Annotated in this window: 22 protein-coding genes; 14 read left to right on the forward strand and 8 right to left on the reverse strand. The window is 61.0% G+C overall.

The annotated features are described in order from the left end of the window. Nucleotides 1-110: 110 nt before the first annotated feature. The 5 genes from ACIOVD_RS04350 to ACIOVD_RS04370 all read right to left on the reverse strand — a co-directional run bounded on the left by ACIOVD_RS04350 (nucleotide 111) and on the right by ACIOVD_RS04370 (nucleotide 5,813). Entirely contained in the window at nucleotides 111-1,454 is a 1,344-nt protein-coding gene (locus ACIOVD_RS04350) for an imelysin family protein (protein WP_401126324.1), read from the reverse strand. Between the two features lie 190 nt (nucleotides 1,455-1,644). Beyond that, a complete protein-coding gene (locus ACIOVD_RS04355; protein WP_095165867.1) occupies nucleotides 1,645-3,699 on the reverse strand; it encodes a bifunctional diguanylate cyclase/phosphodiesterase in 2,055 nt (684 codons plus the stop codon). Nucleotides 3,700-4,031: 332 nt separating this feature from the next. Beyond that, the gene (locus tag ACIOVD_RS04360) at nucleotides 4,032-4,628 is read right to left on the reverse strand and encodes a superoxide dismutase (protein WP_095165865.1); all 597 of its coding nucleotides are present in this window, start codon (nucleotides 4,626-4,628) and stop codon (nucleotides 4,032-4,034) included. A gap of 175 nt (nucleotides 4,629-4,803) precedes the next feature. Then, nucleotides 4,804-5,406, reverse strand: a complete 603-nt coding sequence (locus ACIOVD_RS04365) for a LysE/ArgO family amino acid transporter (protein WP_095165863.1) — start codon at nucleotides 5,404-5,406, stop codon at nucleotides 4,804-4,806. A 5-nt stretch (nucleotides 5,407-5,411) separates the two neighbouring features. Then, entirely contained in the window at nucleotides 5,412-5,813 is a 402-nt protein-coding gene (locus tag ACIOVD_RS04370) for an ACT domain-containing protein (RefSeq protein ID WP_401126327.1), read from the reverse strand. A 96-nt stretch (nucleotides 5,814-5,909) separates the two neighbouring features. On the opposite strand from ACIOVD_RS04370, the gene ACIOVD_RS04375 reads away from it, so the two are divergent. From ACIOVD_RS04375 to ACIOVD_RS04390, 4 genes are all read left to right on the forward strand, one after another. Further along, nucleotides 5,910-6,809 (forward strand): LysR family transcriptional regulator ArgP, encoded by a 900-nt coding sequence (locus tag ACIOVD_RS04375; protein ID WP_401126329.1) that lies wholly within the window; start codon nucleotides 5,910-5,912, stop codon nucleotides 6,807-6,809. A 96-nt stretch (nucleotides 6,810-6,905) separates the two neighbouring features. Next, nucleotides 6,906-7,913, forward strand: coding sequence for an NAD(P)-dependent oxidoreductase (locus ACIOVD_RS04380; protein WP_095165858.1), 1,008 nt, complete (start codon nucleotides 6,906-6,908; stop codon nucleotides 7,911-7,913). 93 nt (nucleotides 7,914-8,006) lie between these two features. Continuing rightward, nucleotides 8,007-8,840: an ATPase gene (locus tag ACIOVD_RS04385; RefSeq protein ID WP_401126331.1), complete on the forward strand. Its 834-nt coding sequence runs from the start codon at nucleotides 8,007-8,009 to the stop codon at nucleotides 8,838-8,840. Between the two features lie 87 nt (nucleotides 8,841-8,927). Continuing rightward, a complete protein-coding gene (locus ACIOVD_RS04390) occupies nucleotides 8,928-9,776 on the forward strand; it encodes a cache domain-containing protein (RefSeq protein ID WP_095165857.1) in 849 nt (282 codons plus the stop codon). A 2-nt stretch (nucleotides 9,777-9,778) separates the two neighbouring features. Here ACIOVD_RS04390 and ACIOVD_RS04395 read toward each other — a convergent pair whose 3' ends face one another. Next, nucleotides 9,779-11,296, reverse strand: coding sequence for an MDR family MFS transporter (locus ACIOVD_RS04395; protein WP_320332918.1), 1,518 nt, complete (start codon nucleotides 11,294-11,296; stop codon nucleotides 9,779-9,781). A 286-nt stretch (nucleotides 11,297-11,582) separates the two neighbouring features. Here ACIOVD_RS04395 and ACIOVD_RS04400 point away from each other — a divergent pair, with 286 nt between their 5' ends. Then, on the forward strand, nucleotides 11,583-12,485 hold the full coding sequence (locus ACIOVD_RS04400; protein ID WP_095165853.1) for a helix-turn-helix domain-containing protein: 903 nt from the start codon (nucleotides 11,583-11,585) through the stop codon (nucleotides 12,483-12,485). Nucleotides 12,486-12,778: 293 nt separating this feature from the next. Here ACIOVD_RS04400 and ACIOVD_RS04405 read toward each other — a convergent pair whose 3' ends face one another. After that, complete coding sequence (locus ACIOVD_RS04405; protein WP_095165850.1) at nucleotides 12,779-13,684, reverse strand: LysR family transcriptional regulator; 906 nt, start codon at nucleotides 13,682-13,684, stop codon at nucleotides 12,779-12,781. Between the two features lie 115 nt (nucleotides 13,685-13,799). Between ACIOVD_RS04405 and ACIOVD_RS04410 the strand changes: the two genes are divergently transcribed. The 4 genes from ACIOVD_RS04410 to ACIOVD_RS04425 all read left to right on the forward strand — a co-directional run bounded on the left by ACIOVD_RS04410 (nucleotide 13,800) and on the right by ACIOVD_RS04425 (nucleotide 18,122). Further along, entirely contained in the window at nucleotides 13,800-14,684 is an 885-nt protein-coding gene (locus tag ACIOVD_RS04410; protein WP_401126334.1) for an MBL fold metallo-hydrolase, read from the forward strand. Between the two features lie 46 nt (nucleotides 14,685-14,730). Then, a complete protein-coding gene (locus tag ACIOVD_RS04415; protein ID WP_401126336.1) occupies nucleotides 14,731-15,345 on the forward strand; it encodes an NAD(P)-dependent oxidoreductase in 615 nt (204 codons plus the stop codon). 495 nt (nucleotides 15,346-15,840) lie between these two features. Then, entirely contained in the window at nucleotides 15,841-17,067 is a 1,227-nt protein-coding gene (locus ACIOVD_RS04420; protein WP_401126338.1) for an alpha-xenorhabdolysin family binary toxin subunit A, read from the forward strand. Between the two features lie 32 nt (nucleotides 17,068-17,099). Then, a complete protein-coding gene (locus ACIOVD_RS04425) occupies nucleotides 17,100-18,122 on the forward strand; it encodes an alpha-xenorhabdolysin family binary toxin subunit B (protein WP_095165842.1) in 1,023 nt (340 codons plus the stop codon). 63 nt (nucleotides 18,123-18,185) lie between these two features. On the opposite strand, the gene ACIOVD_RS04430 is transcribed toward ACIOVD_RS04425, so the two are convergent. Next, a complete protein-coding gene (locus ACIOVD_RS04430) occupies nucleotides 18,186-19,085 on the reverse strand; it encodes a LysR substrate-binding domain-containing protein (RefSeq protein WP_095165840.1) in 900 nt (299 codons plus the stop codon). Nucleotides 19,086-19,245: 160 nt separating this feature from the next. Here ACIOVD_RS04430 and ACIOVD_RS04435 point away from each other — a divergent pair, with 160 nt between their 5' ends. From ACIOVD_RS04435 to ACIOVD_RS04455, 5 genes are all read left to right on the forward strand, one after another. After that, a complete protein-coding gene (locus tag ACIOVD_RS04435) occupies nucleotides 19,246-20,883 on the forward strand; it encodes a 5-guanidino-2-oxopentanoate decarboxylase (RefSeq protein WP_095165838.1) in 1,638 nt (545 codons plus the stop codon). Further along, a complete protein-coding gene (locus ACIOVD_RS04440) occupies nucleotides 20,880-22,328 on the forward strand; it encodes an aldehyde dehydrogenase family protein (RefSeq protein ID WP_401126342.1) in 1,449 nt (482 codons plus the stop codon). Before ACIOVD_RS04435 ends, ACIOVD_RS04440 begins: the two co-directional genes overlap by 4 nt. A 216-nt stretch (nucleotides 22,329-22,544) precedes the next feature. Further along, nucleotides 22,545-23,648 (forward strand): ABC transporter substrate-binding protein, encoded by a 1,104-nt coding sequence (locus tag ACIOVD_RS04445; protein ID WP_095165834.1) that lies wholly within the window; start codon nucleotides 22,545-22,547, stop codon nucleotides 23,646-23,648. Nucleotides 23,649-23,794: 146 nt separating this feature from the next. Further along, entirely contained in the window at nucleotides 23,795-24,703 is a 909-nt protein-coding gene (locus ACIOVD_RS04450) for an ABC transporter permease (RefSeq protein WP_401126344.1), read from the forward strand. Then, nucleotides 24,700-25,548 (forward strand): ABC transporter permease, encoded by an 849-nt coding sequence (locus ACIOVD_RS04455; protein ID WP_095165831.1) that lies wholly within the window; start codon nucleotides 24,700-24,702, stop codon nucleotides 25,546-25,548. The genes ACIOVD_RS04450 and ACIOVD_RS04455 overlap by 4 nt, the downstream gene beginning before the upstream one ends. Nucleotides 25,549-25,550: the final 2 nt, after the last annotated feature.

The following is a 25,550-nucleotide window of genomic DNA, read 5'->3' on the forward strand; positions in this document are numbered from 1 at the left end:
CGAGAAAAGCCCTGCAAGCGTGAGCCTGCAGGGCTTCTTGATCAGGCTGACCGGCTCATTGGCCCCGCGCGAGGCGGGGCATTTTCATGACGGGACTTGGCCTGGGTTGATCAGAACTCGTGATCAGCGTTATCCGGGTTCAGGTCGCTGATACCCAGCTTGCCAGCAGCCTGCTCGATCGAGCCGGTCTGCTTGACCAGGGCGGCGATGGCGTCGCGCACGATCTGGTTGCCTGCGGTGTTGCCAGCGGCGATCAACTGGTCGTAGTGCTCACCCTTGTTGGCATGATCGACCATGACCTGCAGCTTGGCTTCGGTCGCAGCCAGGTCCGCCTTGAGGGCGGTATCGGCAGCCGGGTCGGCCTTGGTCACCAGCGACGACAGGCTGGCGCCGGTCATCTTGGTGCCGTCGGTACGGGTGTATTCGCCCAGGTACACGTTACGCACGCCCTTGGCGTCGTAGAAGTGCGAGTTGTGGGTGTTGTCGCTGAAGCAGTCCTGCTCGTCTTCAGGCGAGTTGGCTTCCAGGGACACTTTCATCCGCTCGCCGGCCAGTTCGCCCAGCGAGAGGCTGCCCATGCCGAACAGCATTTTGCGCAGGCCGGTCTCGCCTGGCTCGGCTTCCAGGGTGGCGCGGTAGTTGTCGGCCACGTTCGGCTTCCAGTTACCGACCATTTCTTCCAGGTCGCTGACCAGCAGTTGGGTCACGGCCTTGAGGTAGGCGCGACGGCGATCGTTGTGGCCGCCGGTAGCGCCGGTGCCTTCCAGGTAGTCCGAGGCTGGACGGTTGCCAGCGCCTGGGCCGGTGCCGTTCAGGTCCTGGCCCCAGAGCAGGAATTCGATGGCGTGGTAGCCGGTGGCGACGTTCGCCTCGGAACCGCCGAGCTCGTTCAGGCTGGCGAGTTTTTCCGCGGTGATGTCTTTCACGTCAACTTTGTCTTCACCCACCTGGACTTCGGTGTTGGCGATGATGTTGGCGCTGGCACCCGGGTTACCCAGGGCGTGCTCGTAGCTCTTGTCGACGTAGTCGATCAGGCCTTCGTCCAGGGGCCAGGCGTTAACCTGACCTTCCCAGTCGTCGATGATGGTGTTGCCGAAGCGGAACACTTCGCTCTGCAGGTAAGGCACACGAGCGGCAACCCAGGCAGCCTTGGCGGCTTTCAGTGTTTCGTCGTTCGGCTTGGCGAGGAAGGCGTCGATCGCGGTTTGCAGGGTTTTCGCGGTGGATTCGGCATCGCTGTAGACGGCGAAGACGATATCGGCGTAATGCGCGACTACGGCCTTGGCAGCGGCTTCGTCGACTTTGCCTGTGGCAGCCGGAGCAGCAGGTGCTGCGGTGCTGGCGGCTGGAGTAGGCGCTTGAGGAGCAGCAGCCTTGTCTTTACCTTCGCCGCAACCGGCGAGGGAAATAGCGATGGCCAGCAAACTGGCGGTAGCCAGAGGCATACGAATCATGGCGAACATCCTGCTTCGGTAGATGAGGGACAAGCGCGGTGGACGCGCAAAACTGCGACATAATGCAAATCTTTCGCATTATGTGTAAAGGGTTGTACCTGGAAATATTTCTTATTCATCGACGCGGGATCAAGCGCGCCACGCACTTGTGTAGCAGCGGCCTCGCGGGCTCGACCGCTGCTACACGCTGCTACAGCGGGCTCAAGACGTTGCTGCGTTGCGCCTGTTTCAGGTACGCACTCAATTCCCGGGCCGGCAGCGGCTTGCTGTAGAAGTAACCCTGACCTTCGTGGCAGCCCTCAGAGATGATGTAGGCCTCTTGCTCAGCGGTCTCCACTCCCTCGGCAATCACCTGCATGCCCAGGCTTTTGCCCAACTGGATGATCGCGCGCACGATGGTGGCATCGTCATCGTCGTCCAGCAGGTCCTGGACGAAGCTCTTGTCGATCTTGATCTTGTCCAGCGGCAGGCTTTTCAGGTAGCTGAGGGAGGAGTAGCCGGTGCCGAAGTCGTCGATGGCGATCAAGGCGCCGGAGCGGCGCAGGCTGAGCAGGTGCTGGGCGGCGGTGCTGATGTCTTCCATCAGGCCGGTCTCGGTCACTTCCAGCTCCAGGCTGCGCGGCGGCAGGCGGTACATCTGCAGCAGGTTGTTGACCACCCGTGGCAGCTCGGCGTGGTGCAGTTGCACGGTGGAGAGGTTGACCGCCATGCGCAGGTCGCTGAAGCCCTGGTCGTGCCAGTCGCGCAACTGGCGACAGGCCTGATCCAGGACCCACTCGCCGATGGCGATGATGCTGCCGTTCTGTTCTGCCAGCGGGATGAACAGGTCTGGCGGTACCAGTCCGTGCTCCGGATGCTGCCAGCGAATCAGCGCCTCGACCCCTACCACCCGGTGATCGCGATAGCTGATCTGCGGTTGATAGACCAGGAACAGCTGTTCGCGACGCAGGGCCTCGCGCAGGTCCTTTTCCAGTTCGCGGCGCCGGCGCATTTCGCTGTCGACGCTGGCAATGTAGAACTGGTAGCGGTTGCGCGAGCGGGTCTTGGCCAGGGTCATGGTCTGCTCGGCTTTCTGCAACAGCTTTTCGGTGCTGTCGCCGTCCTCCGGGAACAGGGTGATGCCGATGGTGGCGCGCAGGCGGATCTCCTGATGATCAAGGGCAAACGGCTCTTCCAGGTCATCAAGAATGCTTTGCGCCAGTTCGGCGGCTTCATAGGGTTGCTCGATATCAGCCTGCACCAGGGCGAACTGGTCGCCACCCAGGCGTGCCAGCGCGCCGAGGCGACCGCTGTGGGCGCGCAGGCGGTCGGCCAGGGCCAGCAACAGTTGGTCACCGGTCTGGTAGCTGAATTGCTCGTTGATCCCCTTGAAATCGTCCAGGCCAACGCAGATCACCGCGACCCGGCGTTGCAAGCGCCCGGCATCCACCAGGATCTTGTCCAGTTGCTGCTGCAGCTGCTGGCGGTTGGGCAGGCCGGTGAGAAAATCGTACTGGGCCATGCGCAGCAGGCTGTTTTCCGCTTCATGGCGCAGATGGGTATTGCGTTCGATGGATTCGAGCAACTGATTGGCGGTATTGATCCACAGCCCCAGTTCGTTTTTCTCGTGGCCTTTGAGCTGGGGGATCTTGTGTTCGCTGGGGCGGTCGGGGTTGATGGTGGTCAGGTGCTCGATGATCCGCGACAGCGGCTTGGTCAGCAGCCAGTGATAGACCAGGTACAGCACCAGCCCCATGGCCAATGCCCGCAATACGCCGGAAATGAAGATGATCACCGAGCTGACAATAAACCCCTGGCCATAGGTGGCGGTGTCGAGGGTAATGCTCAGGTCGCCGTAGTACTCACTGTAGGGACCGCGACCCACCAACTGGGTGGTGAAGGTGCGCTCCTTGCCCAGGATCAGGTCGGTCAGCCAGCGACTATCGGAATGCTGCAGTTCACGGCTTTTTTCCGCCAGCATGGTTTCATTGGGATGGCCGATGGAGGCCATGCGCACGGCGTCATCCTGGAACAGCCCTTCGATCACCTGCATGCCCATTTCCCGATCCAGACTGTAGACGGCCTGGGTCGATGGGTCGCGAAACATGTCGAGGATGCGTTCGGCGTCGTTGGCCACTGCCTGGCGCGTCTTGTAGGCATCAAAGACGATCTGTGCGCAGCTCAAGACCACACCCACGATCAATGCCGACAACAGCACAACCCGGAGCAACTTCACCGACAAGCTGTTTTTGAGTTCCAGCTTCAAAGGGTAATTCCTTGTTCCGTGCGGGTAACGTCAAGATGCCATGAGTATTGGCAATCCCGTGATGGCAGTCAAAGGGACAATCGAGCCAGGTGGATGTTGTCCGCCGGCCTGGCCGCATAACCTTGGGTAAGCGGTTATTGAAGCCCATTTGTATTGTGTCGGTACGCACCTCCTGCAACTTGAGGGGCAGGGGAGAATATTTGTATTTGCTAGATGGTAGCCGCCTGCGGCGCTGGAGCAAGGGCAGGAGTGTTTTGCGTGGGGACAGGTGCCAGCCACAGGCATAAAAAAACCCGGCAATGCCGGGTTTTTTCACAGCACAGCAAGCGGACTCAAGCGGTGAAGGTTTTGCCTTCGAACTGCTCAGCCACGAACTTCCAGTTGACCAGGTTCCAGAACGCTTCCACATACTTTGGACGCACGTTGCGGTAGTCGATGTAGTAGGCGTGTTCCCAGACGTCGCAGGTCAACAGCGGGGTGTCGCCGTTAGTCAGCGGGTTGCCGGCGCCGATGGTGCTGGCCAGGGCCAGGGAACCGTCAGCCTTTTTCACCAGCCAGCCCCAGCCGGAACCGAAGGTACCGATGGAGGTTTTGCTGAACTCTTCCTTGAACTTGTCGAACGAACCGAAAGCAGCGTTGATGGCTTCAGCCAGCGCGCCGGTTGGTTGACCGCCGGCGTTTGGCGCCAGGCAGTTCCAGTAGAAAGTGTGGTTCCACACTTGAGCGGCGTTGTTGAAGATGCCACCCGAAGAAGACTTGACGATTTCTTCCAGAGTCTTGCCTTCGAACTCGGTGCCTGGCACCAGGTTGTTCAGGTTCACGACGTAGGTGTTGTGGTGCTTGTCGTGGTGAAACTCCAGCGTTTCCTTGGAAATGTGCGGCTGCAGTGCATCGTGTGCGTAAGGCAGTGGCGGCAATTCGAAAGCCATGGTGATTCTCCTAATCAGGTCAGTTGCGGTGAGCGCAAGGCCGATCACGGGCGGCCAGACTAGCGCCGGGGAGTTTGTACTCTTTGCGGCGCAGGTGTCGGATCATAGCACCGGGGGTGCGGCATAACCACGCAACAACTGTGTGGGATAGAGGTTCCAGAGCCTTTTGCGATATTCAACTGGCGACAATTAATTGAAAGGCCACCGCGAACATCATCACCGCCACCAGCAAGTCGAGAATCCGCCAGGTGCTGGGGCGAGCCAGCCAGGGAGCGAGCCAGGCCGCGCCGAGGGCCAGGGTGAAGAACCACAGCAAAGAAGCACTGGCCGCGCCGACCACATAGGCCCCGGGCTCGGTCTGTTGGGCGCCGAGCGAGCCGATCAGCAACACCGTATCGAGGTAGACGTGGGGGTTGAGTAGGGTCACCGCCAGTGCGCTGAGCAGCACTGCGCGCAACGAGCGCACAGTCTGGTCCTCACCTTGTTGCAGGCTCTGTTTCGAACAGGCCCGGCGCAACGCCAGGCTGCCGTACCAGAGCAGGAACGCCGCGCCGCCCCAGCGCGCGATGGCCAGCAGGGTCGGGTTCTGCGCGAGCACGGTGGCCAGGCCAAACACCCCGGCCGCCACCAGCAGCGCGTCGCAGACCACACACAGTGCGGCCACCGGCAGATGATGTTCACGGCGCAGGCTTTGCGCCAGGACAAAGGCGTTTTGCGTGCCGATCGCCATGATCAGGCCGAACGCCACCAACAGGCCGTTTACATAGCTTTGCCACATGAGCCTTACTCCGCGTTCGCCGCCAGTTGCGTCAGTACGATCATGGCGCGTTCTGCATCGCCCTGGCCGACAAACAGATGGTCGTGGTAGTAGCCGGCAATCACGTTGCAACTGATACCGGCCTGGCCCAGGGCTGTGGTGAAGGCGGCGGTGAGGCCGACAGCTTCCAGGGCCGAGTGCACGTTGAGGGTGATCCAGGCCGCCACGTAGTCGAAGGCCAGCCCACATTTCAGGGCGCTGGAGCGTTCGAGGATCACCGTCAGGCCTTCCTGTTCACGAAAGCTGCCGATGATTTCGCAGCCAACTGGCAGTTGCCCGTCGGCAATCGTGCAGAACACGTATTCGCCGTCGTTCAGGTGCGGGCTCATGCTGCGCAGCAAGGTGTTGAGTGAGGTTTCGCCAGCCATGTCGCTGATCCTTGGGCAAGAGTGGATGCTGGCTATTCTCCTGTTCCAAGCTGTATAAGAAAAACCAATATTGCTGATCGCTCATTAGGAAAACTGATGTTCGACTATAAATTGTTATCCGCTCTGGCTGCCGTGGTCGAGCAAGCCGGCTTCGAGCGCGCGGCGCAGGTGCTGGGACTCTCGCAGTCGGCGATTTCCCAGCGGATCAAGCTGCTCGAAGCGCGGGTCGGCCAGCCAGTGTTGGTGCGGGCCACGCCACCGGCACCGACCGAGATCGGCCGGCGTCTGCTCAACCATGTCCAGCAGGTGCGCCTGCTTGAGCGCGACCTGCAAAGTCTGGTGCCGGCGCTGGATGAAGCCGGCCTGCCCGAGCGCCTGCGCATCGCCCTCAATGCCGACAGCCTGGCGACTTGGTGGGCGGGGGCGGTGGGGGATTTTTGTGCAGAACAGCATTTGCTGTTGGATCTGGTAGTAGAGGACCAGACCGTCGGCCTCAAGCGCATGCGTGCCGGAGAAGTGGCGGCCTGCCTGTGTGCCAGTGAGCGCCCGGTGGGCGGTGCGCGTAGTGTCTTGCTGGGCGCCATGCGTTATCGGGCCCTGGCCAGTCCGGCCTTTATAAGCCGGCATTTCCCGCATGGGGTGCAAGCCGAACAACTGGCTCGCACCCCGGCACTGGTGTTTGGTCCTGACGATTTCCTGCAGCATCGCTACCTGGCGTCCCTGGGCGTCGAGGGCGGTTTTGAGCATCATTTGTGCCCGTCTTCCGAAGGTTTCATTCGCCTGACCGAAGCGGGCCTGGGGTGGGGCCTGGTGCCGGAATTGCAGGTGCGCGAACAACTTGAGCGCGGTGTGCTGGTGGAGTTGTTGGCAGATAAACCGATCGATGTGCCGCTGTACTGGCATCATTGGCGCAATGGTGGCCAACTGCTCGGCTTACTCACCGAGCATCTGGTGCGTTTATCCAGCCAATGGTTGGTGCCGTTGGAGCAGCGGTAAGCGTCAAGCAGCAAGCGATAAGTGAAGAGCTTGCGTACCGTTTTTAACTTGCAGCTTGTGGCTTGAAGCTTGGAACTGCATCTGTAGGAGCAATACATGAAAATTCTGGTCACCGGCGCAAGCGGCTTCATTGGCGGGCGCTTTGCGCGGTTCGCCCTGGAGCAGGGCCTGGACGTGCGGGTCAACGGTCGCCGGGCCGAGAGCGTCGAGCATCTGGTGCGCCGCGGTGCCCAGTTCGTCCAGGGCGACCTGACCGATGGGCAACTGGTGCGCGACCTGTGCGTGGACGTCGATGCCGTGGTGCATTGCGCCGGTGCGGTAGGGGTGTGGGGGCGCTATCAGGATTTCCATCAGGGCAACGTGCTGGTCACCGAAAACGTGGTCGAGGCCTGCCTCAAGCAAAACGTCCGGCGCCTGGTGCACCTGTCCTCGCCGTCGGTCTACTTCGATGGCCGCGACCACCTGGGTCTGACCGAAGAGCAAGTGCCCAAGCGGTTCAAGCATCCCTACGCGGCAACCAAGTACCTGGCCGAGCAGAAGGTCTTCGGCGCCCAGGAGTTCGGGCTCGAAGTGCTGGCCCTGCGCCCGCGCTTTGTCACCGGCGCCGGTGACATGAGCATCTTCCCGCGACTGCTGAAAATGCAGCGCAAGGGGCGCCTGGCGATTGTCGGCAATGGCTTGAACAAGGTCGACTTCACCAGCGTGCAGAACCTCAATGAGGCCATGCTCAGCTGTCTGCTGGCCAGCGGTTCGGCGCTGGGCAAGGTGTATAACATCAGCAATGGTGCCCCCGTGCCGGTGTGGGACGTGGTCAACTATGTGATGCGCCAGATGGAAGTCCCGCAGGTCACGCGGTACCGTTCCTACGGCCTGGCCTACAGCGTTGCGGCGCTGAACGAGGGCTTTTGCAAACTCTGGCCGGGGCGCCCCGAGCCGACCCTGTCGCGCCTGGGAATGCAGGTGATGAACAAAAATTTCACCCTGGACATCAGCCGCGCCCGGCATTATCTGGACTACGACCCGAAAGTCAGCCTGTGGGCGGCGCTGGATGAATTCTGTGGCTGGTGGAAGGCCCAGGACATCGGCGGACACCCCCGGCACTGAACCGAGTGACGGGTTCGGGGTCGATCAATGCGCCGAGTTCAAGGTTTATACTCGGCGCATTTAGCCATCTCTGTGGTTCCAAAAGGTTGACTCATGTCCATGCGTAACGATGCCAACGACGACTTCGATAATGTGCCGAGCCTGCGTGCCGACAGCTTCGATCACGATGACTTCCACACCGCCGGCCCCACCCGCGTGCAGGCGCGCAGCGTCCCTGCGGTCCAGGTCAAGGGGCCAAGCACCGGCCCGTTGTGGGCGTTGGTGGGCGCGCTGTTCTTTGCGTTCATTGGCCTGGCCTGGTGGAGCTTCCAGCAGATCTCCCTGATGGAGCAGCAGTTGGTGGCCACCCAGGAAAGCTTCGCGCGCATCAGTGAGGAAGCGGCCGGGCGCTTGCAGGACATTTCCGGCAAGGTCGTCGCCAGCCAGACCAACGTCAGCAGCGACAGTGAAGCGCTCAAGTTGCAAATCAAACAGCTGGAGAGCCAGTTGCTGGAGCAGGGCCAGCAACAGCAGGGCGTGGTGGGGCAGGCGACTGACCTGGACAAACGCCTGGCACAGATCGCGGCGCAAAGCGCCGAGCAGCGTACCCTCAATAGCCAGTTGCAAAGCGAACTCAAGACCCTGGGTACCGAGGTGACCACCCTCAAGAGCACGCCGGCCGATACCAGCAAGGTCGAGGCTGAGCTTAAAAGCCTCAGTGCCGAGATCGCCGCGTTGAAGAAACAGGGTAATCCGAGCGCGGCCATCGACCGTCTGGAGCAGGAGTTGCTGGTGATCAAGAGCGAGCAGGACAATCGCCCGGCGGCCCCGCAAGGCGGCGCTACAGTGGCCGAGTTCGATGCTTTCCGTGGCCAGGTCACACGCAACATCACCACCTTGCAGACCCAGATCCGCAATTTGCAGCAGCAGATCAGCACTCGCCCTTGATCGGGTCGGCTGGGTTTTGCTGAATATTCGTACATAGCCTCAAGCCGTCTACGCTCTTGAAACATCAACAAGAACGAGGGACGCGCAATGAGGTTTCTGCAAAAAGCCGTGCTGCTCGGCGGGTTACTGCTGTTGTGCCTGGGGCAGGTGCAGGCGGCAGCCAAGGTCGCCGATGAGGACAAGGCCGCGCTGGCCTTGCTGGAAAAGGCCCTGGCCTATTACCACGACCACGGGGACAAGGCGTTTGCCGCCTTCAGTCGCCAGGGTGAGTTTGTCGACAAGGACAAATACGTCTTTGTGCTCGACACCAAGGGCACGATGCTCGCCAGTGGCGGGCCGTCCTCGGCATTGATCGGGCGCGATGTGTCCGAAGTGCTCGGCCCTGATCTGCAGAAAGCCTTCAAGAACGCCTTGCTGGTGCCTGAGGGCAACGGCATCCAGACCGCCGAGTATCGCTGGCAGAACTGGGCTGACGGCAAGGTCGAGCGCAAGCGTGTGTACTACCAGCGCATCGGCCAGCGGATTCTTGCGGTCGGTTACTACCTGCCACGGGCGTCCGCCGAGCAGGCCAAGGCCCTGCTCGATAAAGCGGCGGCCGACCTGGCCAAGGATGAACAGGCCACGCTCAAATCGATCAATTCCCTGCAGGGTGGTTTCCTGCAGGACGACCTGTATGTGTTCGTGGTCAATCTCGACAATCAACGATACCTGGCCCACGGCACCAACTTGCGCCTGATCAACACCGACTTCGGCAAGATCAAGGACCCGGAAGGCAAACCGGTGGGCGAGCCGATCCTGGCGCTGATGGCTACGCAGGATCAGGGCGAGTACCAATACCGCTGGAAAAACCCGGTTACTGGCAAGGTGGAGAACAAGCACGCCTACTTGAAAAAAGTCGGCAACCGGCTGGTGGCGGTGGGGTATTACAGTCCTTGACCCTACTTGGCGTTGTGTTCGCGGCCGCGCAGCAGTTGGTTGGGCATCGCGATGGCGGCCGCCAGCCCTAGCAGCGACACCGCCGCACTGACCATCAGCAAATGCCGGAAGGTCAGCAGCAATTCGGCGCGCAGGGCGTGCTGCGCGTCGCCCGGGGCGGCGTTCAAGCCGTCGAGCAGGACGTTGCCGGAACTGCCTTCGCTCACCAGCGATGTGCCTGCCAGGTGGGCGAAGCTGGAATCCTGCAATAGCGCCAGCAACAGGGCCGACATCAATGCCACGCCCACCGCGCCGCCGAGCGAGCGGAACAGGTTGGTGGTGCTGGTGGCGACGCCGATGTCCCGTTGCTCCACCGAATTTTGCGTGCCCACCAGCGAGGTCGGAAACTGCATGCCGGCGGCGATCCCGCTGAGCAGCATGAACAGGCTGCTGAGGAGCATCGCTTGCGGCGGGCTGTAGGCCATGCCGAGGATCGCGATCGGGGTCAGCAGTGCGCCCGTGAGGATCATCGGTTTGTAGCGTCCGGTCACCGAGGTCCGGCGCCCGGCGTAGTAGGCCCCCATCGGCAAGCCCATGGCCAGCGGCAACAGGTGCAGCGCGGCGCTGTCGGCACCGGCGCCGGTGACGCTCTGAAAGCGCAGCGGCATCAGCACGATCAGGGAGATCGCCTGGAAACTGGTGAAGAAAATCGTGCACCAGCACAGCAGTGCATTGCGGTTGGCAAACAGGTGCATCGGCAGCAGCGGTTCGCGGGCACGGCGCTCGTGCCAGACGAACAGCGCCAGGGTCAGTACCGCGCCAGCCAGCAGCCCCAGCACCTCGGCACTGCGCCAGGCGTGACCCTGGCCAACCTGGGTGATGCCGAGCAGCAGGGCGGTCAGGCCGATGATCATCAGTAGCGTGCCGAGGTAGTCGATCAGCGGTTTGCGTTGCGGCACCGGCAAGCCCACCAGCGTGCGGTTGGCCACCAGCCAGGCGCCCAGGCCCAGGGGCAGGTTGATCAGGAATACCCAGCGCCAGGACAGGTACTCGGTCATGTAGCCGCCGAGCACCGGCCCGGCGACGCTGGCCACCGCGTACATGCTGCTGAAGTAGCCCTGGTACCGGCCGCGTTCGCGCGGTGGCACGATGTCGCCGATGATCGCCTGGCTGACCGAAATCATCCCGCCGGCACCGATGCCCTGGATGATCCGCGCCAGGACCAGTTGCTCCATGCTCTGTGCCAGGCCGCACAGCAACGAGGCCAGGGTGAACAGGCCCATGCCGAACAGCATCAGCTTGCGCCGACCGTAGAGGTCGCCGAGCTTGCCGTAGATCGGCACCGCCACCGTCATCGCCACCATGTAGCCGGAAATCACCCAGGCCAGCAGGCTGACGTCCTTGAACTGGGCGGAAATGGCCGGCATCGACACGGCAACGATGGTCTGGTCCAGCGCGCCGAGGAAGATCGCCAGCATCAGGGCGATCAGTACGCTGCGAATGGCCGGCTTGGGGGATTCAGGCTGATTCATGGTGGTCACGGGCAAACCCTGCGGGGGATGCCGCCAGTGTAAGTCGGTAGCAGGCTATTCGATAGCCTCGTAAGAAAGCTGATGGACGTTCTCCACGACACCGTTGTGCGTGGTTTGCGGGTCGTTATGGCTCAAAAGCGTCACTCGGACCGGCCGGCGGGTGGTTTTTATCGATCCAGCGCTTGCATTTTTCCTTGGTGAGTCGGTCAATTAAGGAAGAACGCTGAGCCAAAACCTGTACATTTCGCCAATCGGGGCGATTTTCGCCCGTTACGCTGAGGCCTGGACTGACGTTATGAACAAGCCTGCCCTTCCTGCGATTCCGGTATTCAAACTCTATGGTGAAAGTCTGGACTGGCCGACACCGGACTTGCTGCATTGCGAAACCATCTCCCAGCGCAGCCGCGAACACCAATGGAAAATCAAACCCCACCGCCATGCCGATTTATGTCAGTTGCTGTTTGTATTCAAAGGCCAGGCAGAACTCGAAATCGAAGGCCAACTGACCCGGCTTGACGAGCCTGGCATCCAGATCCTGCCGGCGCTGTCGATCCACGGTTTTCGCTTCAGTGAGGATGTCGAGGGTTTCATCCTGACCCTGGCGGCCCCGCTGGTGGTTCATCTGCAAGCTCAACTGGGTCATTCGGTCAACGCCCTGGCCCAAGCTGAAAGTTACCTGGCGGGCGCTCAGGCCGAGTACCTCAATAGCCTGTTCGGCGCCTTGCAGGCGGAGTACAACGGCCATCAACCGGCGCGCGAGATGCTCATGCATGCTTTGGTCAGCGTGATTCTGGTCTGGGTCAGTCGCCAGGTGATCCAGCGCCATAGCACCCACCAGCGCCCGCAGCGCGCCCGGGAATACCTCAACGGCTTCATTCAACTGGTGGAAGAGAATTATCGCCAGCACGTCAAGGTCGAGGATTTGGCCCACCGCCTGGGAATTTCCGTGTCCCACCTCAACGGCACGTGCCGTGAGCTGGCGGGGCAGCCGGCATTGCAGATCATGCACGAACGCCAGTTGCTCGAGGCCAAGCGCATGCTGACCTACACCAGCATGACGATTTACGAGATGTCCGATCTGCTGGGCTTTTCCGACCCGACCAATTTCACCCGGCTGTTCCGCCGCCGTGTCGGAATCTCGCCAAAGGCCTTTCGTGATCGCTTGAAGAGCGATCAAGAGGGCGCGCGGTCTACCTGAGTGCGTTCAAGGTCGCGCTGTGTGGAATGCACTGGTCAACGCCACAACTGGCCGCGACCCTGGGTTGCTGCCTGGCCTGTTCGACACGGTAGGCGGCGGTGCCATATAGCGCCAATGTGGCGGTGCAGGTAATGAAGATCGCGAAATACCGTCTGGTTTTAATGTTCATGGCATCGACCTCTGAACGAATACCCGGGGGTACTACTATCAGCATAGGTCAGTTGTGCCTGGACGCCATGAATGCTGCCTGCGTTTGTAGGCGGACATTCAGGCGGTTGATGGCGCCATAGCGCTTAAAGCCCCTTATCCCATTCCGGCTCTTGCGCAAACCTCACCACCAGGAAATCCAGCATGCTGCGCAATGCCGCCGGCATGTGCTTGCGTGAGGCGTACACCGCGTACATGTTCAGCTGCCGTGGCTCGGCGTGAGGCAGCAGGCGCACCAGTTCGCCGCGGTGAATGTGCACATGGGCCTGGTAGCTGGGCAGCATGGCTATCCCGGCGCCGGCCATGGCGGCGCGCAGCAGGGTGCTGGCCTCGTTGGCGCTGATGTTGCCCTGCACCGGCACCGAGACTTGTTCACCCGCCTGCTCGAAGTGCCACAGGCTCTTGCCGAAGTAGGAGTGAGTCAGGCAATTGTGCAGGCTCAGGTCTTCGACCCGCTGCGGCGCCGGGTGTTCGAGCAGGTACGCCGGGGAGGCGCAGATCAGCGAGCGGCAGACAGTCAGGCGCCGGGCGATCAGGTTCGGGTCCAGGTCGTTGCTGGTGCGAATCGCCAGGTCGATGCGTTCATCCACCAGGTTCACCGTGCGGTCGAGCATTTGCAGGTCGATGCTGACCCCGGGGAAGCGCTTGACGTAGACGGCCATGGCATCGGCCAGTTGCGCCTGGCCGAACGAAGTACTGACGCTGATGCGCAGCAGGCCGCGTGGGGCGTCATCCGGCTCGCTGACGGCGGCTTGCATGTCGCTCGACAGGTCGAGCATCTGCCGGCAGCGGGGCAGGATCTCGTTGCCGGCGGCGGTCAGGCTCAGCTTGCGAGTGGTGCGGTGCATCAGCCGGGCGCCGACCCAGTCTTCCAGTTCCGCCAGGTAACGCGACACCACCGGGCGGGAGAGGTCCAGATGATCGGCGGCGGCCGACTGGCTGCCGAGGTCGACCACGCTGACGAACACGCGCATTGCTTGAAGACGATCCATGATTTGCCCGCTTTCAGAAACAAACTATGTTCAAGCATCGCATTTTTTGTAGCGAGTAAGGCAACTAAGCTCTGTCCCATCGCCAAACCCGGCCCACGGAACACGGAGCAGCACCATGATCGGTTTCAGCACCTTCAAACGCCTTTTACTGGCCACCGCCACCCTCGGTTTTGCGGCGCATGCGGCGGCCGCCAGCCCGGCATTGACCCTGGATGTGTATAACCCGGGCACTGCTGCCACCTTCCCGGTGAGCTCGGTGCTGGTCAGCGGCGAAAAAGAGGCGATTCTGGTGGATGCCCAGTTCGGCAAGTCCCAGGCCCAGCAGGTGGTGGAGAAGATTCGCGCCAGCGGCAAACAGCTGACTACCATCTACATCAGCCACGGCGACCCGGATTACTACTTCGGCCTGGACACCCTGACGACGGCATTCCCCAACGCCAAAGTGCTGGCCTCGCAACCGACGGTGGATCACATCAAGGCCACGGTTGAAGGCAAACTGAAGTTCTGGGGCCCCCAGATGGGCGCTGACGTGCCGGCTAAAACCATCATCCCCGGCGTGCTCAAGGGCCATAGCCTGAGACTGGAAGGTCAGACCCTGGACATCGTGGGCCTGGACGGCAAGCAGCCGGATCGCAGCTTCGTGTGGATCCCGTCGATCAAGGCGGTGGTTGGCGGCGTGGTGGTCGCAGAAAACATCCACGTCTGGATGGCGGACACCCAGACCGCGCAGTCCCATGCCGACTGGTTGAGCACCCTGGACGGCATCGTCAAACTGCAGCCGCAGACGCTGGTTCCCGGTCACTACCTGGGTGACAGCAGCCGCTCGCTGGCCGCCGTGCATTTCACCGCCGAGTACATCAAGGCCTTTGATCAAGAAACCGCCAAGGCCAAGGACTCCACCGCGCTGATCGCTGCGATGCTCAAGCGCTACCCGAACCTGGGTGAGGAAAGCTCCCTGGAGCTGAGCGCCAAAGTCGCCAAGGGCGAGATGCAGTGGTAACTCGTCACCCTGTCATTAGCCAACCGCAATCACTGGAGCACTGTTCATGAGCAAGATCGCACTCATTGGCGCCACCGGCCGTGCCGGTAGCCAACTGCTGGAAGAAGCCCTGCGTCGTGGTCACAGCGTCACCGCCATCGCCCGCGACACCTCGAAACTCAGCCCGCGTCCGGGTGTGATGAGCAAGAACGTGGACGTTCTCGATGCAGCCGCCTTACAAGCTGCAGTGGCCGGTCACGACCTGGTGATCAGCGCCGCACATTTTGCGACCATCCCGGCCAGCGCTGTGATCGGCCCGGTGCAGGCGGCCGGGGTCAAGCGCCTGCTGGTGGTGGGCGGTGCCGGTTCGTTGTTGTTGCCAGATGGCAGCCGGGTCATCGACGCCCCGGACTTCCCGGCCGAGTACAAGGCCGAGGCCAGTGCCGGCGCGGTGTTCCTCGACACTTTGCGCCAGGAGCAAGAGCTGGACTGGACCTTCCTCTCACCGTCCGCGCTGTTCGTTGAAGGTCAGCGCACCGGGACTTTTCGTATCGGCCAGGATGACTTGCTGGTGAGTGCTGAAGGCAAGAGCTGGATTACTTTCGCCGACTATGCGATTGCAATGCTCGATGAAGTAGAGAAACACGCTTATTCCCGGCAGAGATTTACGGTAGGTTACTGATTGAATATTAAAAAAGGCCACTGAGTGTAATGCCGATCAGTTAAGCGACGCTGTCAATTGTAGGAGCGAGCTTGCTCGCGAAAAACGTCAACGATAACGCGTGTATTCAGTATAAACGCGGCGCCGTTGAGTTCTTCGCGAGCAAGCTCGCTCCTACAAAAGGGCTTAACTGATCGGCATTAGCCACTGAGTGGCCTTTTTTTTGCGCGCTTATCGGAGCCGGTGTGTGCTGTTATCGCGTCGAGTTGGGCGGAGCCGTTGAGTAGCTATAGAGTGTTTGGTCTATGTATAAGTTATTTTTAAGGGGGCGTTTTTAGAGGTCTTACAGTATTCAGGTTCAACGTCTTACGTTATCTGCTTCTGCTGGGGAATTGTGGGTAAGGGTGTTGGCGCGATACGGTGACTTGACAGTCAATGTGTTATTCGTTGCTTCAGGCAATGCATGAATAAGCATTTAAATCGTAGTCGTATTTTTAGTAGCGCGCCGGAGGATGTATGGAGCGGGAGTTAGAGTTGGCAGCTTATCAGTTGCAAATCATAGCGGAGAAAGTTGTTCCGAAGTTGGAGGGTGTTACTGATGTGGTGGAGGCCTCAAAATTAGTGCCGGTTCAGTATTTTGGGAAGCGGATGGAAAATATTGATGATGAGACGTTTATCGTAAAGAAGAGTCATGTGGTGTCAATTAAGCGCTATGTTCGTGCGGGGCTTGCCTTGCCGGTAAATATCAGTGAGGTTGAAGCTTTCCTGGGCTATCGTGAGTCGGGTTACGAAGCGCTTGACCCAGCGAGCATGCAACGGCTTCATCAGCAGATTCATCAGCATGCAATGTCATGGGCAACGCTGGAGCGTAGGACAAAGGATGTTGGCAATCACTTGGATTTGTTTGCCAGCACGTTTATCAAGTCGGGTGAAACAATTGTCGAGGTTTTGAAGGGCAGCGAAGCTTATAAAAATTTTGAGGGCAATGTTGATTCATTGAGCGAGGATGAGAAAGAAAGTTTGGCTGCCATTCCGCTTGGCAGTACCGATTCAAAACGTGTTGAAAACCTCGGCAAGGCATTGAAGTGGGCGAGAAAGGATATCGAGGTGTTCTATCTGGAGGTTGCCGACGTCAATCGGTTGGCAATAGATTTTTCACGCAAGATATCGGATGAGTTATTGATTCAGCTGGCGCAAAAGCAAAAAATTGTCGATGAGGTGCGTTTTGACAGGGACGACGAGGTCGATGCGCTTCGTGAGCAAATAAAGTCGCTTGATGAGCAGATTGCCGAAAAGCAGTCAGAGTATGACAGCCAAGTGGGATATGCTTTTACCGGGCTGGTGTTTGGTCCGATTGGACTGCTAGTGACCGGTGGTATATTTGGTGCTCAGGCGGAAGAAACAAGAGCGCAAAAAAATCAGTTGTTAAAACGTAAGGAGGACTTGGTTGGTAAGTTGTCGAAGGCTCGGTTGTCGCAAAGCCTGATTACCCTGGCGACCCGTTTTACCGATATGCGTTCATTGATGAAGGACGCCGAGCAAGGCATCAAGTGTATCGAGGATGTATTGGGTATTGTCTGGAGTAGCCTGCGTGTGTCTCTGGACGCATTTAAAGGCAATGCGACTGAGTTGGATCTGCTTTTGCTGGTGCTTAATCTTCAGGCTATTTTCGAACCGTGGAAAACCATTAAGGGGCATGCTCACGCGCTGTCAGCTGTTTTTAATCAGATTATTAAAGAATAATTAAGTTTTTTTATTCAGGGATGAATATAACTATGAATAACTATGGATTGTTGGCAGCTGGTCATTATGTGGTGCCCGATACTGCTGAGATGAGGGTCGCCAAGGACCGGCTGAATATGAGTGTGGCAGGTCAGGATTTTGATTTTCTACCCTCATTGAAAGAAAAACTCACGTTTGTCGGGGGCGAGCTGAATGACGCACATCAACAACTGTTCGACGATATCAAGATGGTTCACGCGTCATTGGCCAACACTGGGTTCGTCGCAACGTTGACCTGTATCAAGGAGGTTCGAAGCCTCACTGATTTGTCCTCCGTAGTGAAAGATCAACAAGCAGGCAAGCTCCTCAATCAAGGGGTTGAGCGGGTCAGCGCTTCGCAGGTGATGGTGGCTTCTGCCAATTGCAATCTGGCGAGGGTGGTCCGGGAGCTTGACTCGGTCAGTTTCGCTGAGTCGGTCGGTAATTTGCCTAGTACCTTCAGTTCTGAGGTGGCGACTATTGAACGGCGCATTGAGACCGACAAGGGGGACCTTGAGAAGCTCGCTGCGGAGAAGCAATTTATCGATGATGCCATTCAGCGGTTCAAGACGCCGGGCTGGCGGGCTATCGTCAAAAGCCTGCTGCCGAGCGTAGAGGAAATTCAGGGTGCGATGAAGCTGGTCGCGACAAAAAAGCCGGATAAGGACTTCCTGCAAATGCTGCTCAACAAGCTCCAGGGAAACCTTGAGGGTGTCGACCAGGGGCGTCAGTTCACCAATTTGGCGCAAGCCAGGGATGCCGTGCGCGAGCGCACGACGATGCTGGGTGCCAGCCTCAAGTCTGACGAGTTGCAAGTCCGTGAGTTGCGACGCAAGCTCCAAGCATTGGATGAGCTGGACGCACTGGGGGCAGTGATTCGTAGTTGGCGGGAAGAAGTCGCCAAGGTCGCTTTGGCCTACACACATTTTCTCCAGGACAACATGCCTGAGTCGATAACGGATGTGGCGGCATTGGAGGCGACTGCCGAACGTTATGAGGCATTTCAGCGCTATTTGAATGCCATCAAGAAAAGCTGATTCATCAAATGAACCGAAGGTCATGCCAAGTGCATGACCTTCTTTGTTTTGCAGGCAGTGGAGCTACACCGTCGAGCGCTCATCACGTTGTTGTGCCTGCAGTATCAGCCACGCCATCAACTCGCGCAGCTGCGGCGACGGTCCCGGCTTTTGCGGGAACACCAGATAGTACGCCAGCCCCGTACGCACCTTCAGCGCGAAGGGCATGACCAGCCGTCCGGCACTCAGGTCATCGCCAATCAACGACCAGTCACCAATCGCCACCCCGGTGCCTTGAGAGGCCACCGACATCGCCAGGTCGAGGGTCTCGAAGTGCTGGCCCTTGCCCACGGTGCTGAGGTTGACGTCCGCCGCTTTCAGCCAGGCTTTCCAGTCCCGTTGATCCCGCGTGGGGTGCAACAGCAAGTGCCGGTCGAGGTCTGCCGGGCTGTGCAGCGGCACCGGGCCATCGAGCAGCGGCTGGGAGCAGACGGGCGTCAGTTGTTCATCGAACAGGCGCAGCGACGCCAGCGCGCTGTCCGGTTGTGCGCCGTACATCACGGCGGCGTCGAACTGTTCGCGGTGAAAATCCACCCCGTGATGCACCGTGGTGGTCAGCTCCACCGGCACGTCCGGACGCTCCTTCTGCCATTGCAGCAAACGTGGCAGTAGCCAGCGCATCACGCAGGTCGGGGCCTTGAGCTGCAGGGTTTCGCGGTGCGCGCCGACCTGTTCCACCGCCTCGTCGATCAAACCGAACACCTGCTGGATACGCGGCAACCATTCCTGGCCTTCGGCCGTCAGGCTCAAGCCGCGTGCCTGGCGGTGGAACAGCGCGTACCCCAGGTGTTCCTCCAGCCCGGCAATCTGCCGGCTCACCGCGCCCTGGGTGATGTGCAACTGCTCGGCCGCCCGGGTGAAGTTGCAGCACTGGGCCGTGATCAGAAACGTGTGCAGGGCGGGGAGGGGAGGAAGTCGTTTCATGGGACGCCAAGGCATGAGGTGAGGACATGGCGAGTATGACTTTTTATCGATTGTTGCGGCTACCCGCAGACCGTTCCAATAACGCCATGACTGAGCCCCGTCGTGCAGCAACCAATGTCGCGCGGGGGTCAGCGTCTCAACGAACAAGAAGGGCAAAGACATGGCGACGTGCGGTGAAGTATTGGTCAAGTTACTCGAAGGCTACGGGGTCGAGCAGGTATTCGGCATTCCCGGGGTCCACACCGTTGAGCTGTATCGCGGGCTGGCCCGTTCGAGCATCAACCACGTCACGCCGCGCCACGAACAGGGCGCCGGGTTCATGGCCGACGGCTATGCCCGCACCAGCGGCAAACCCGGGGTGTGCTTCATCATCACCGGTCCCGGCATGACCAATATCACCACCGCCATGGGCCAGGCCTATGCCGACTCGATCCCGATGCTGGTGATCTCCAGCGTGCAGTCGCGCAGCCAGTTGGGCGGCGGTCGCGGCAAGCTGCACGAACTGCCGAACCAGGGTGCCCTGGTGGCAGGTGTGGCGGCGTTTTCCCATACGCTGATGTCGGCCGCCGAGCTGCCGGGCGTGCTGGCCCGGGCCTTCGCCCTGTTCCAGGCCGGGCGTCCGCGTCCGGTGCACATCGAGATTCCCCTCGATGTGCTGGTGGAAGACGCCGACGCCCTGCAAGGCAGCCAGCCGGTAAACATTACCCGCGCTGGCGCCGCGCCGTCGGCCGTGGCACAGATGAGTGAACTGCTGGCAAACGCCCAGCGTCCGCTGATTCTCGCCGGTGGCGGTTCGATCGATGCCGCCGTCGAAGTGACCCGCCTGGCCGAGCTGCTGGACGCGCCGGTGGCCCTGACCATCAACGCCAAAGGCATGTTGCCCGCAGAGCACCCCTTGCTGATCGGCTCGACCCAATCCCTGGTGGCGACCCGCGCCCTGGTAGCGGACGCCGATGTGGTGCTGGCGATCGGCACCGAACTGGCGGAAACCGATTACGACGTGACCTTTGCCGGCGGCTTCGAAATTCCCGGGACGCTGCTGCGGGTCGACATCGACCCGGACCAGACCGTGCGTAACTACCCGCCGAAAGTCGCGCTGGTGGCGGATGCGCAATATGCCGCCCAAGCCCTGCTCGATGGCGTGGCCAAACATGTCCTGGCCGAGCGCCGTAGCGATTGGGGCCAGGCCCGCGCGGCCAGCCTGCGGGCTGAGCTGGCAAGTACCTGGGACGCACCGACCCTGGCCCAGACGCTGTTCCTGGAAACCGTGCAGGAGGTCTTGCCAGAGGCGGTGTTCGTCGGCGATTCGACCCAACCGGTGTACAGCGGCAACCTGACATTCAATCCGCAGCGTCCGCGTCGCTGGTTCAACTCCTCCACCGGTTACGGCACCCTCGGTTACGCTTTGCCGGCGGCCATCGGCGCCTGGCTCGGCGGTGGCCAGGCGCGCGACACCCGGCCCCCGGTGGTGTGCCTGATCGGTGACGGCGGCCTGCAGTTCACTTTGCCGGAACTGGCCAGTGCCGTGGAAGCGCGCACGCCGGTGATCGTCCTGCTGTGGAATAACCAGGGCTACGAAGAGATCAAGAAATACATGGTCAACCGCGCCATCGAACCGGTGGGCGTCGACATCTATACCCCGGATTTCATCACCGTGGCCAAGGGCCTGGGCTGTGCGGCCCAGACCATCAATGGGCTGGATGAACTACGAGCGGCGCTGCGGGCCGCGGTGGATCGCCAGGGCCCGAGCCTGATTGAAATCGACCAGGACCAGTGGCAGAAGGCGGTGTTGGCATGAGCTTGCCGATCACCCAGGACGGTTTGTACATCGATGGCCAATGGTCGGCGGGCAGCGAACACCTGCGGGTCATCAACCCGGCGACCGAAGCCCTGTTGACCACGGTCAACGGCGGCGACGAAACGGCGGTGGATCGCGCACTGAGTGCCGCCACCGCGGCCTTTGCCCAATGGTCGAACACCTCGGGCGCCGCGCGCGGGGCGATCCTGCGCCGCATTGCCTCGGGCGTGCAGGCAGGCCGTGAGCGGCTGATGTACCTGCAGTCGAGCAACAACGGCAAACCGCTGTTTGAAGCCGGGATCGACGTCGATGACGTGATCGCCACCTTCGAGTACTACGCCGGCCTGGCAGAGGCGCTGGACGCCAGTCAGGACCGCCCGCTGGAGCTGCCGAGCGAGGCGTTTGCCGCCCGCGTGCGCCGGGAACCCTGCGGCGTGGTCGGGCTGATCGTGCCGTGGAATTTCCCCATGGTCACTACCGCCTGGAAACTCGCACCGGCCCTGGCCGCCGGTTGCTGCGTGGTGCTCAAGCCCTCCGAGGTCACTCCGCTGCCGGAGCTGGAACTGGCGGCGATCATCGCCCAGAGCGGCTTGCCCAACGGCGTGTTCAACCTGGTCTGCGGCACAGGCCTGGCGGTGGGGGCACCGTTGTCGGGCGATCCGCGGGTGGCGAAGATTTCCTTCACGGGCAGCAACGCGGTGGGCGTCCAGGTCATGCAACGTGCGGCTGAAACCATCAAGGGGGTGAGCCTGGAACTGGGCGGTAAATCGTCGTTGCTGGTGATGGCCGACGCCGACCTCGACCTGGCGGTGGAGTTGGCCAGTGGCGGCGGATTCTTCAACGCCGGGCAGATGTGCTCCGCCACCAGCCGGGTGCTGGTGGCCGATGCACTGGCGGATGAGTTCCTGCAACGCCTGAAGAGTCGTGCCGAGTCGATCCGCGTGGCTGAGCCGTTCGACCCCGAGGTGGAGATGGGCGCGCTGGTCAACCAGGCGCAATACCAGCGAGTGCTGGGCCATATCGATCGCGGCCTGAGCGCCGGTGCGCGGCTGGTGTGTGGTGGCGGGCGTCCGGCGGACCTGCCGCGCGGGTATTTTTTGCAGCCGACGGTGTTCACCGACGTGCCCCTGGACAGTGCGCTGTGGTGCGAGGAGATCTTTGGGCCGGTGCTTTGCGTGCGCCGTTTTGCCAGTGAGCAGGAAGCCATCGCGCTGGCCAACGACAGTCAGTTCGGCCTGGTGGCCAGTGTCGTCAGCGGCGATGCGAGCGCTGCGCAGCGGGTCGCCGACGCGCTGCAGGCGGGGCTGGTGTGGATCAACGTACCGCAAGTGATCTTCCCGCAGGCCGCCTGGGGTGGCTACAAGCAGAGCAGTCTCGGTCGCGAGTTGGGGCCGTGGGGGTTGCAGGCATTCCAGGAAATAAAACACGTGATTCGCGCCGTCTGACTGCCCGAAAACGGGCCCTGCATGCCTCGTCACGAGGCATGCGTGCGGGACATGGCACCAATGATTTTTTTTCGATTGTTGCGCCCAGGGCGTGACCTCAGGATGAACCCGCCGACATCGCCAAAGCCCTTGTAGCACAGGGGTTTGCAGCGATCGAACAGCGCGGTCGCAAGGGATGCAGCCACCTCAAATCAACAACAATAGAGGGAGTCCTTCATGGGCGAGCATGATCTGAACAGAAGACAATTCATCAAGACCGTTGGGGTCGCCTCGGTGGCGGCCGCCGCCATGAGCATGCCGTTCATCCGCGCCAACGCCAGTGATACGCGCTTTCAAGGCAAGACCTTGCGTCTATTGACCTGGTCCGATGACACCGGCCTTGCGGCACTGCGCAACATCGCCGCGACGTTCGAGGCCAAGACCGGCGCCAAGGTCATCGCCGACCGCACCGGCAGCACTTCGGAAATGGTCGCCAAGCTCAAGGCCGGTGGTGATCGCCCGCAGTACGACATCATCACCCTGGCCGGAGTCGGTGCCGAAGGCCTGGCCGCCGCCGGCCTGCTGGAAAAGCCCGACCTCAACCGGATTCCCAACCTGCTCGACGTGCCGGAGAAATACCGCACTGGCGCCAACGGCCACGGCATTGGTTACCTGCTGTGGTGCAACAGCCTGGTCTACAGCACCCGCACCCTGAGCGAAGCGCCAACCAGCTACGCCGCGTTGTGGGATGCGGAGCTGGCGCCGAATATCTTCCTGCCGCCGCCGAACTGGACCGAGGCCATGGACCTGATCATCATCGCCGCGAAACTGGCCGGCGGTGACGAGCACAACATCGAGCCGGGCTTCAAGAAGCTCGCCGAGCTCAAGGACCGGGTAGTGACCCTGGGGGAAAATCCCAACCAGATCGCCGAGCTGTTCCGCACCGGTTCCCTGGACATGGGTGGGCTGTACGCCCCGGCGTTTTTCCCCAAGCAGATCCGCGATCCGGCCTACGGCCTGGGCGCCACTTTTGGCATGAAGGAAGGTTTCTATACCGACCTGATGCTGTCGGTGATGCCGAAGAACCGTCCCGGCGACACCGACCTGGCCTACGCCTTCATCGACCACTCTTTGGACCCGCTGGTCCAGGGCAAGATGGCCGAAGACATCTTCAACGGCCCGGTCAACGCCAAGGCCATCATCTCTGCCGAGGCCCGCAAGAGCCCATTCATCCTGACGCCGGAGCAGATTGCCGAGAAGGCGATCATGCACGACAACGCCTTCCTGGCGAGCGTGCATGACCAATGGATTCGTCGTTACACGGAAATCTTTTCTTCCTGATCTGAATCGCGGGGAGGTTCTTCGAACCTCATCGCTGGCAAGCCAGCTCCTACAAGAATCATGCACGACCTGTGGGAGCTGGCTTGCCAGCGATCGAGTGCGCAGTACTCGCCATGCCCCGATCTTCCATTGACGAGATCATTGCTATGGAACACCAACCCCTGACCCATCCGGTCGGCGCAGCTGTCGTGCGCCGCAACCGGGGTGTATCGCCGACGGCGCGTGCCTGGTTTTTTCTCTCGCCCTCGATGCTGTTCCTCGGTGTGCTGATCATCGCCAGCCTGCTGGTGCTGCGCATGAGCGTGGGCACCAAAGGTGCGGAATGGAGCGGCTTCAGCCTGGCCAGTTACGCCCAGTTGCTGGAACCCTATTACCTCAAGTCCTTGCTGCTGACCCTGCGCCTGGCGCTGATCAGCGCGGTGATCGCCGTGGTGCTGGCGATCCCGGTGGCCTACACCATGTCGCGCCTGACTTCGCCTTTGCTACGGCGGGTGTTCCTGGCGGCGGTGCTGTTGCCGTTGCTGGTCAACCTGCTGCTGCAAAGCTATGGCTGGCTGGTGATTCTCGGCCCAGGCGGAATGCTCAACCAGGCCTTGATGGGCCTGGGGCTGATCAAGCGGCCGATCATGCTGCTGTACAACCAGAACGGCGTGTTGATGGGCCTGGTGCAAACCGCGTTCCCCCTGGCCGTGTTGCCGATCGCCGGCGCCATGCGTGGGGTTGCCCGGACCTATGAAGAAGCCGCGGCGACCCTCGGTGCCAGCCGCCTGCAGGTGTTTCGCCAGGTGGTGCTGCCCATGAGCCTGCCCGGCATCATTACAGGTGCGACCCTGGTGTTTGCCTACAACGCCAGCAGCTTCGTGGTGCCCTTGCTGCTCGGTGGCCGCCGCGTACCGATGCTGGCGGTGATGGTGCACGACCAGATCGCCCCGCTGATGAACTGGCCCGCAGCGTCTGCCGCCGGCGTGGTGTTGATTGTCACCACGCTGGCGATCATGACTCTTTCTGAATACATCACCGGCCGTCGCCGGCGCATGCTGGAGGCTTCGTTATGAGTCGTTTGTTCAAGCCACGCCAGGCGCTGTTGCCGGGCGACACCGGCAAGCTGGCGGGAGTGTTGTCCGGTTGCATCCTGCTGCTGGCGGTGTTGCCAATCCTGACCATGATCGTCATGTCGTTCAGTGGCGCGTCGAACCTCGACTTCCCGCCCAGCAGCTACAGCCTGCAATGGTACAAGGCCGCCTGGCACACCTTTGTCTCGCCGGATGCCAGCGATGTGCTGAGCCTGGGCAAGGCCATGACCACCAGCTTGATGGTGGCGAGCCTGACCATGGTGTTCGCTACCTTGATCGCAGTGCCCGCGGCCTATGCCCTGACCCGTTGCGAGTTCCGCGGCAAGGCGGTGGCCCTGCAACTGATGTCGTTGCCGCTGGTGTTCCCGATGGTGGTGCTGGGCTTGGCCTTGCTGCTGGTATTCGACAGCCTGCCGTTCCAGATGACCACCTCGCGGTTGGTGATTGCCCACGTGATCCTGGCCTTGCCCTTCGTGGTGAAGAACTGCACGGCGGCAATGCTGTCGATCGGCAGTGAAGTCGAAGAGGCGGCGCAGATGCTCGGCGCCTCGCCGACCCGGGCGATTGTCGATGTGGTGGTGCCCATGATGAAGTCGGGGATCCTGGCCGGGATGCTGCTGGCGTTCATCGTCTCGTTCAACGAGTTCACGGTGACCTACTTCCTCTACACCATCGATGTCATGACCGTGCCGATCTGGATGTACAGCCGCACGGTGTCATCGCTGGACCCCACCGTTTTTTCGTTTGCCGTGCTGATCGTGCTGATCGACTTCGTCCTGATCTGGGCGTTGGAGAAGCTGGTGGGCGAAGGCGGCGTTTCCTTCTGATT

The organism is Pseudomonas sp. NPDC087626 (genome assembly GCF_044743405.1).
Taxonomy (GTDB): domain Bacteria; phylum Pseudomonadota; class Gammaproteobacteria; order Pseudomonadales; family Pseudomonadaceae; genus Aquipseudomonas.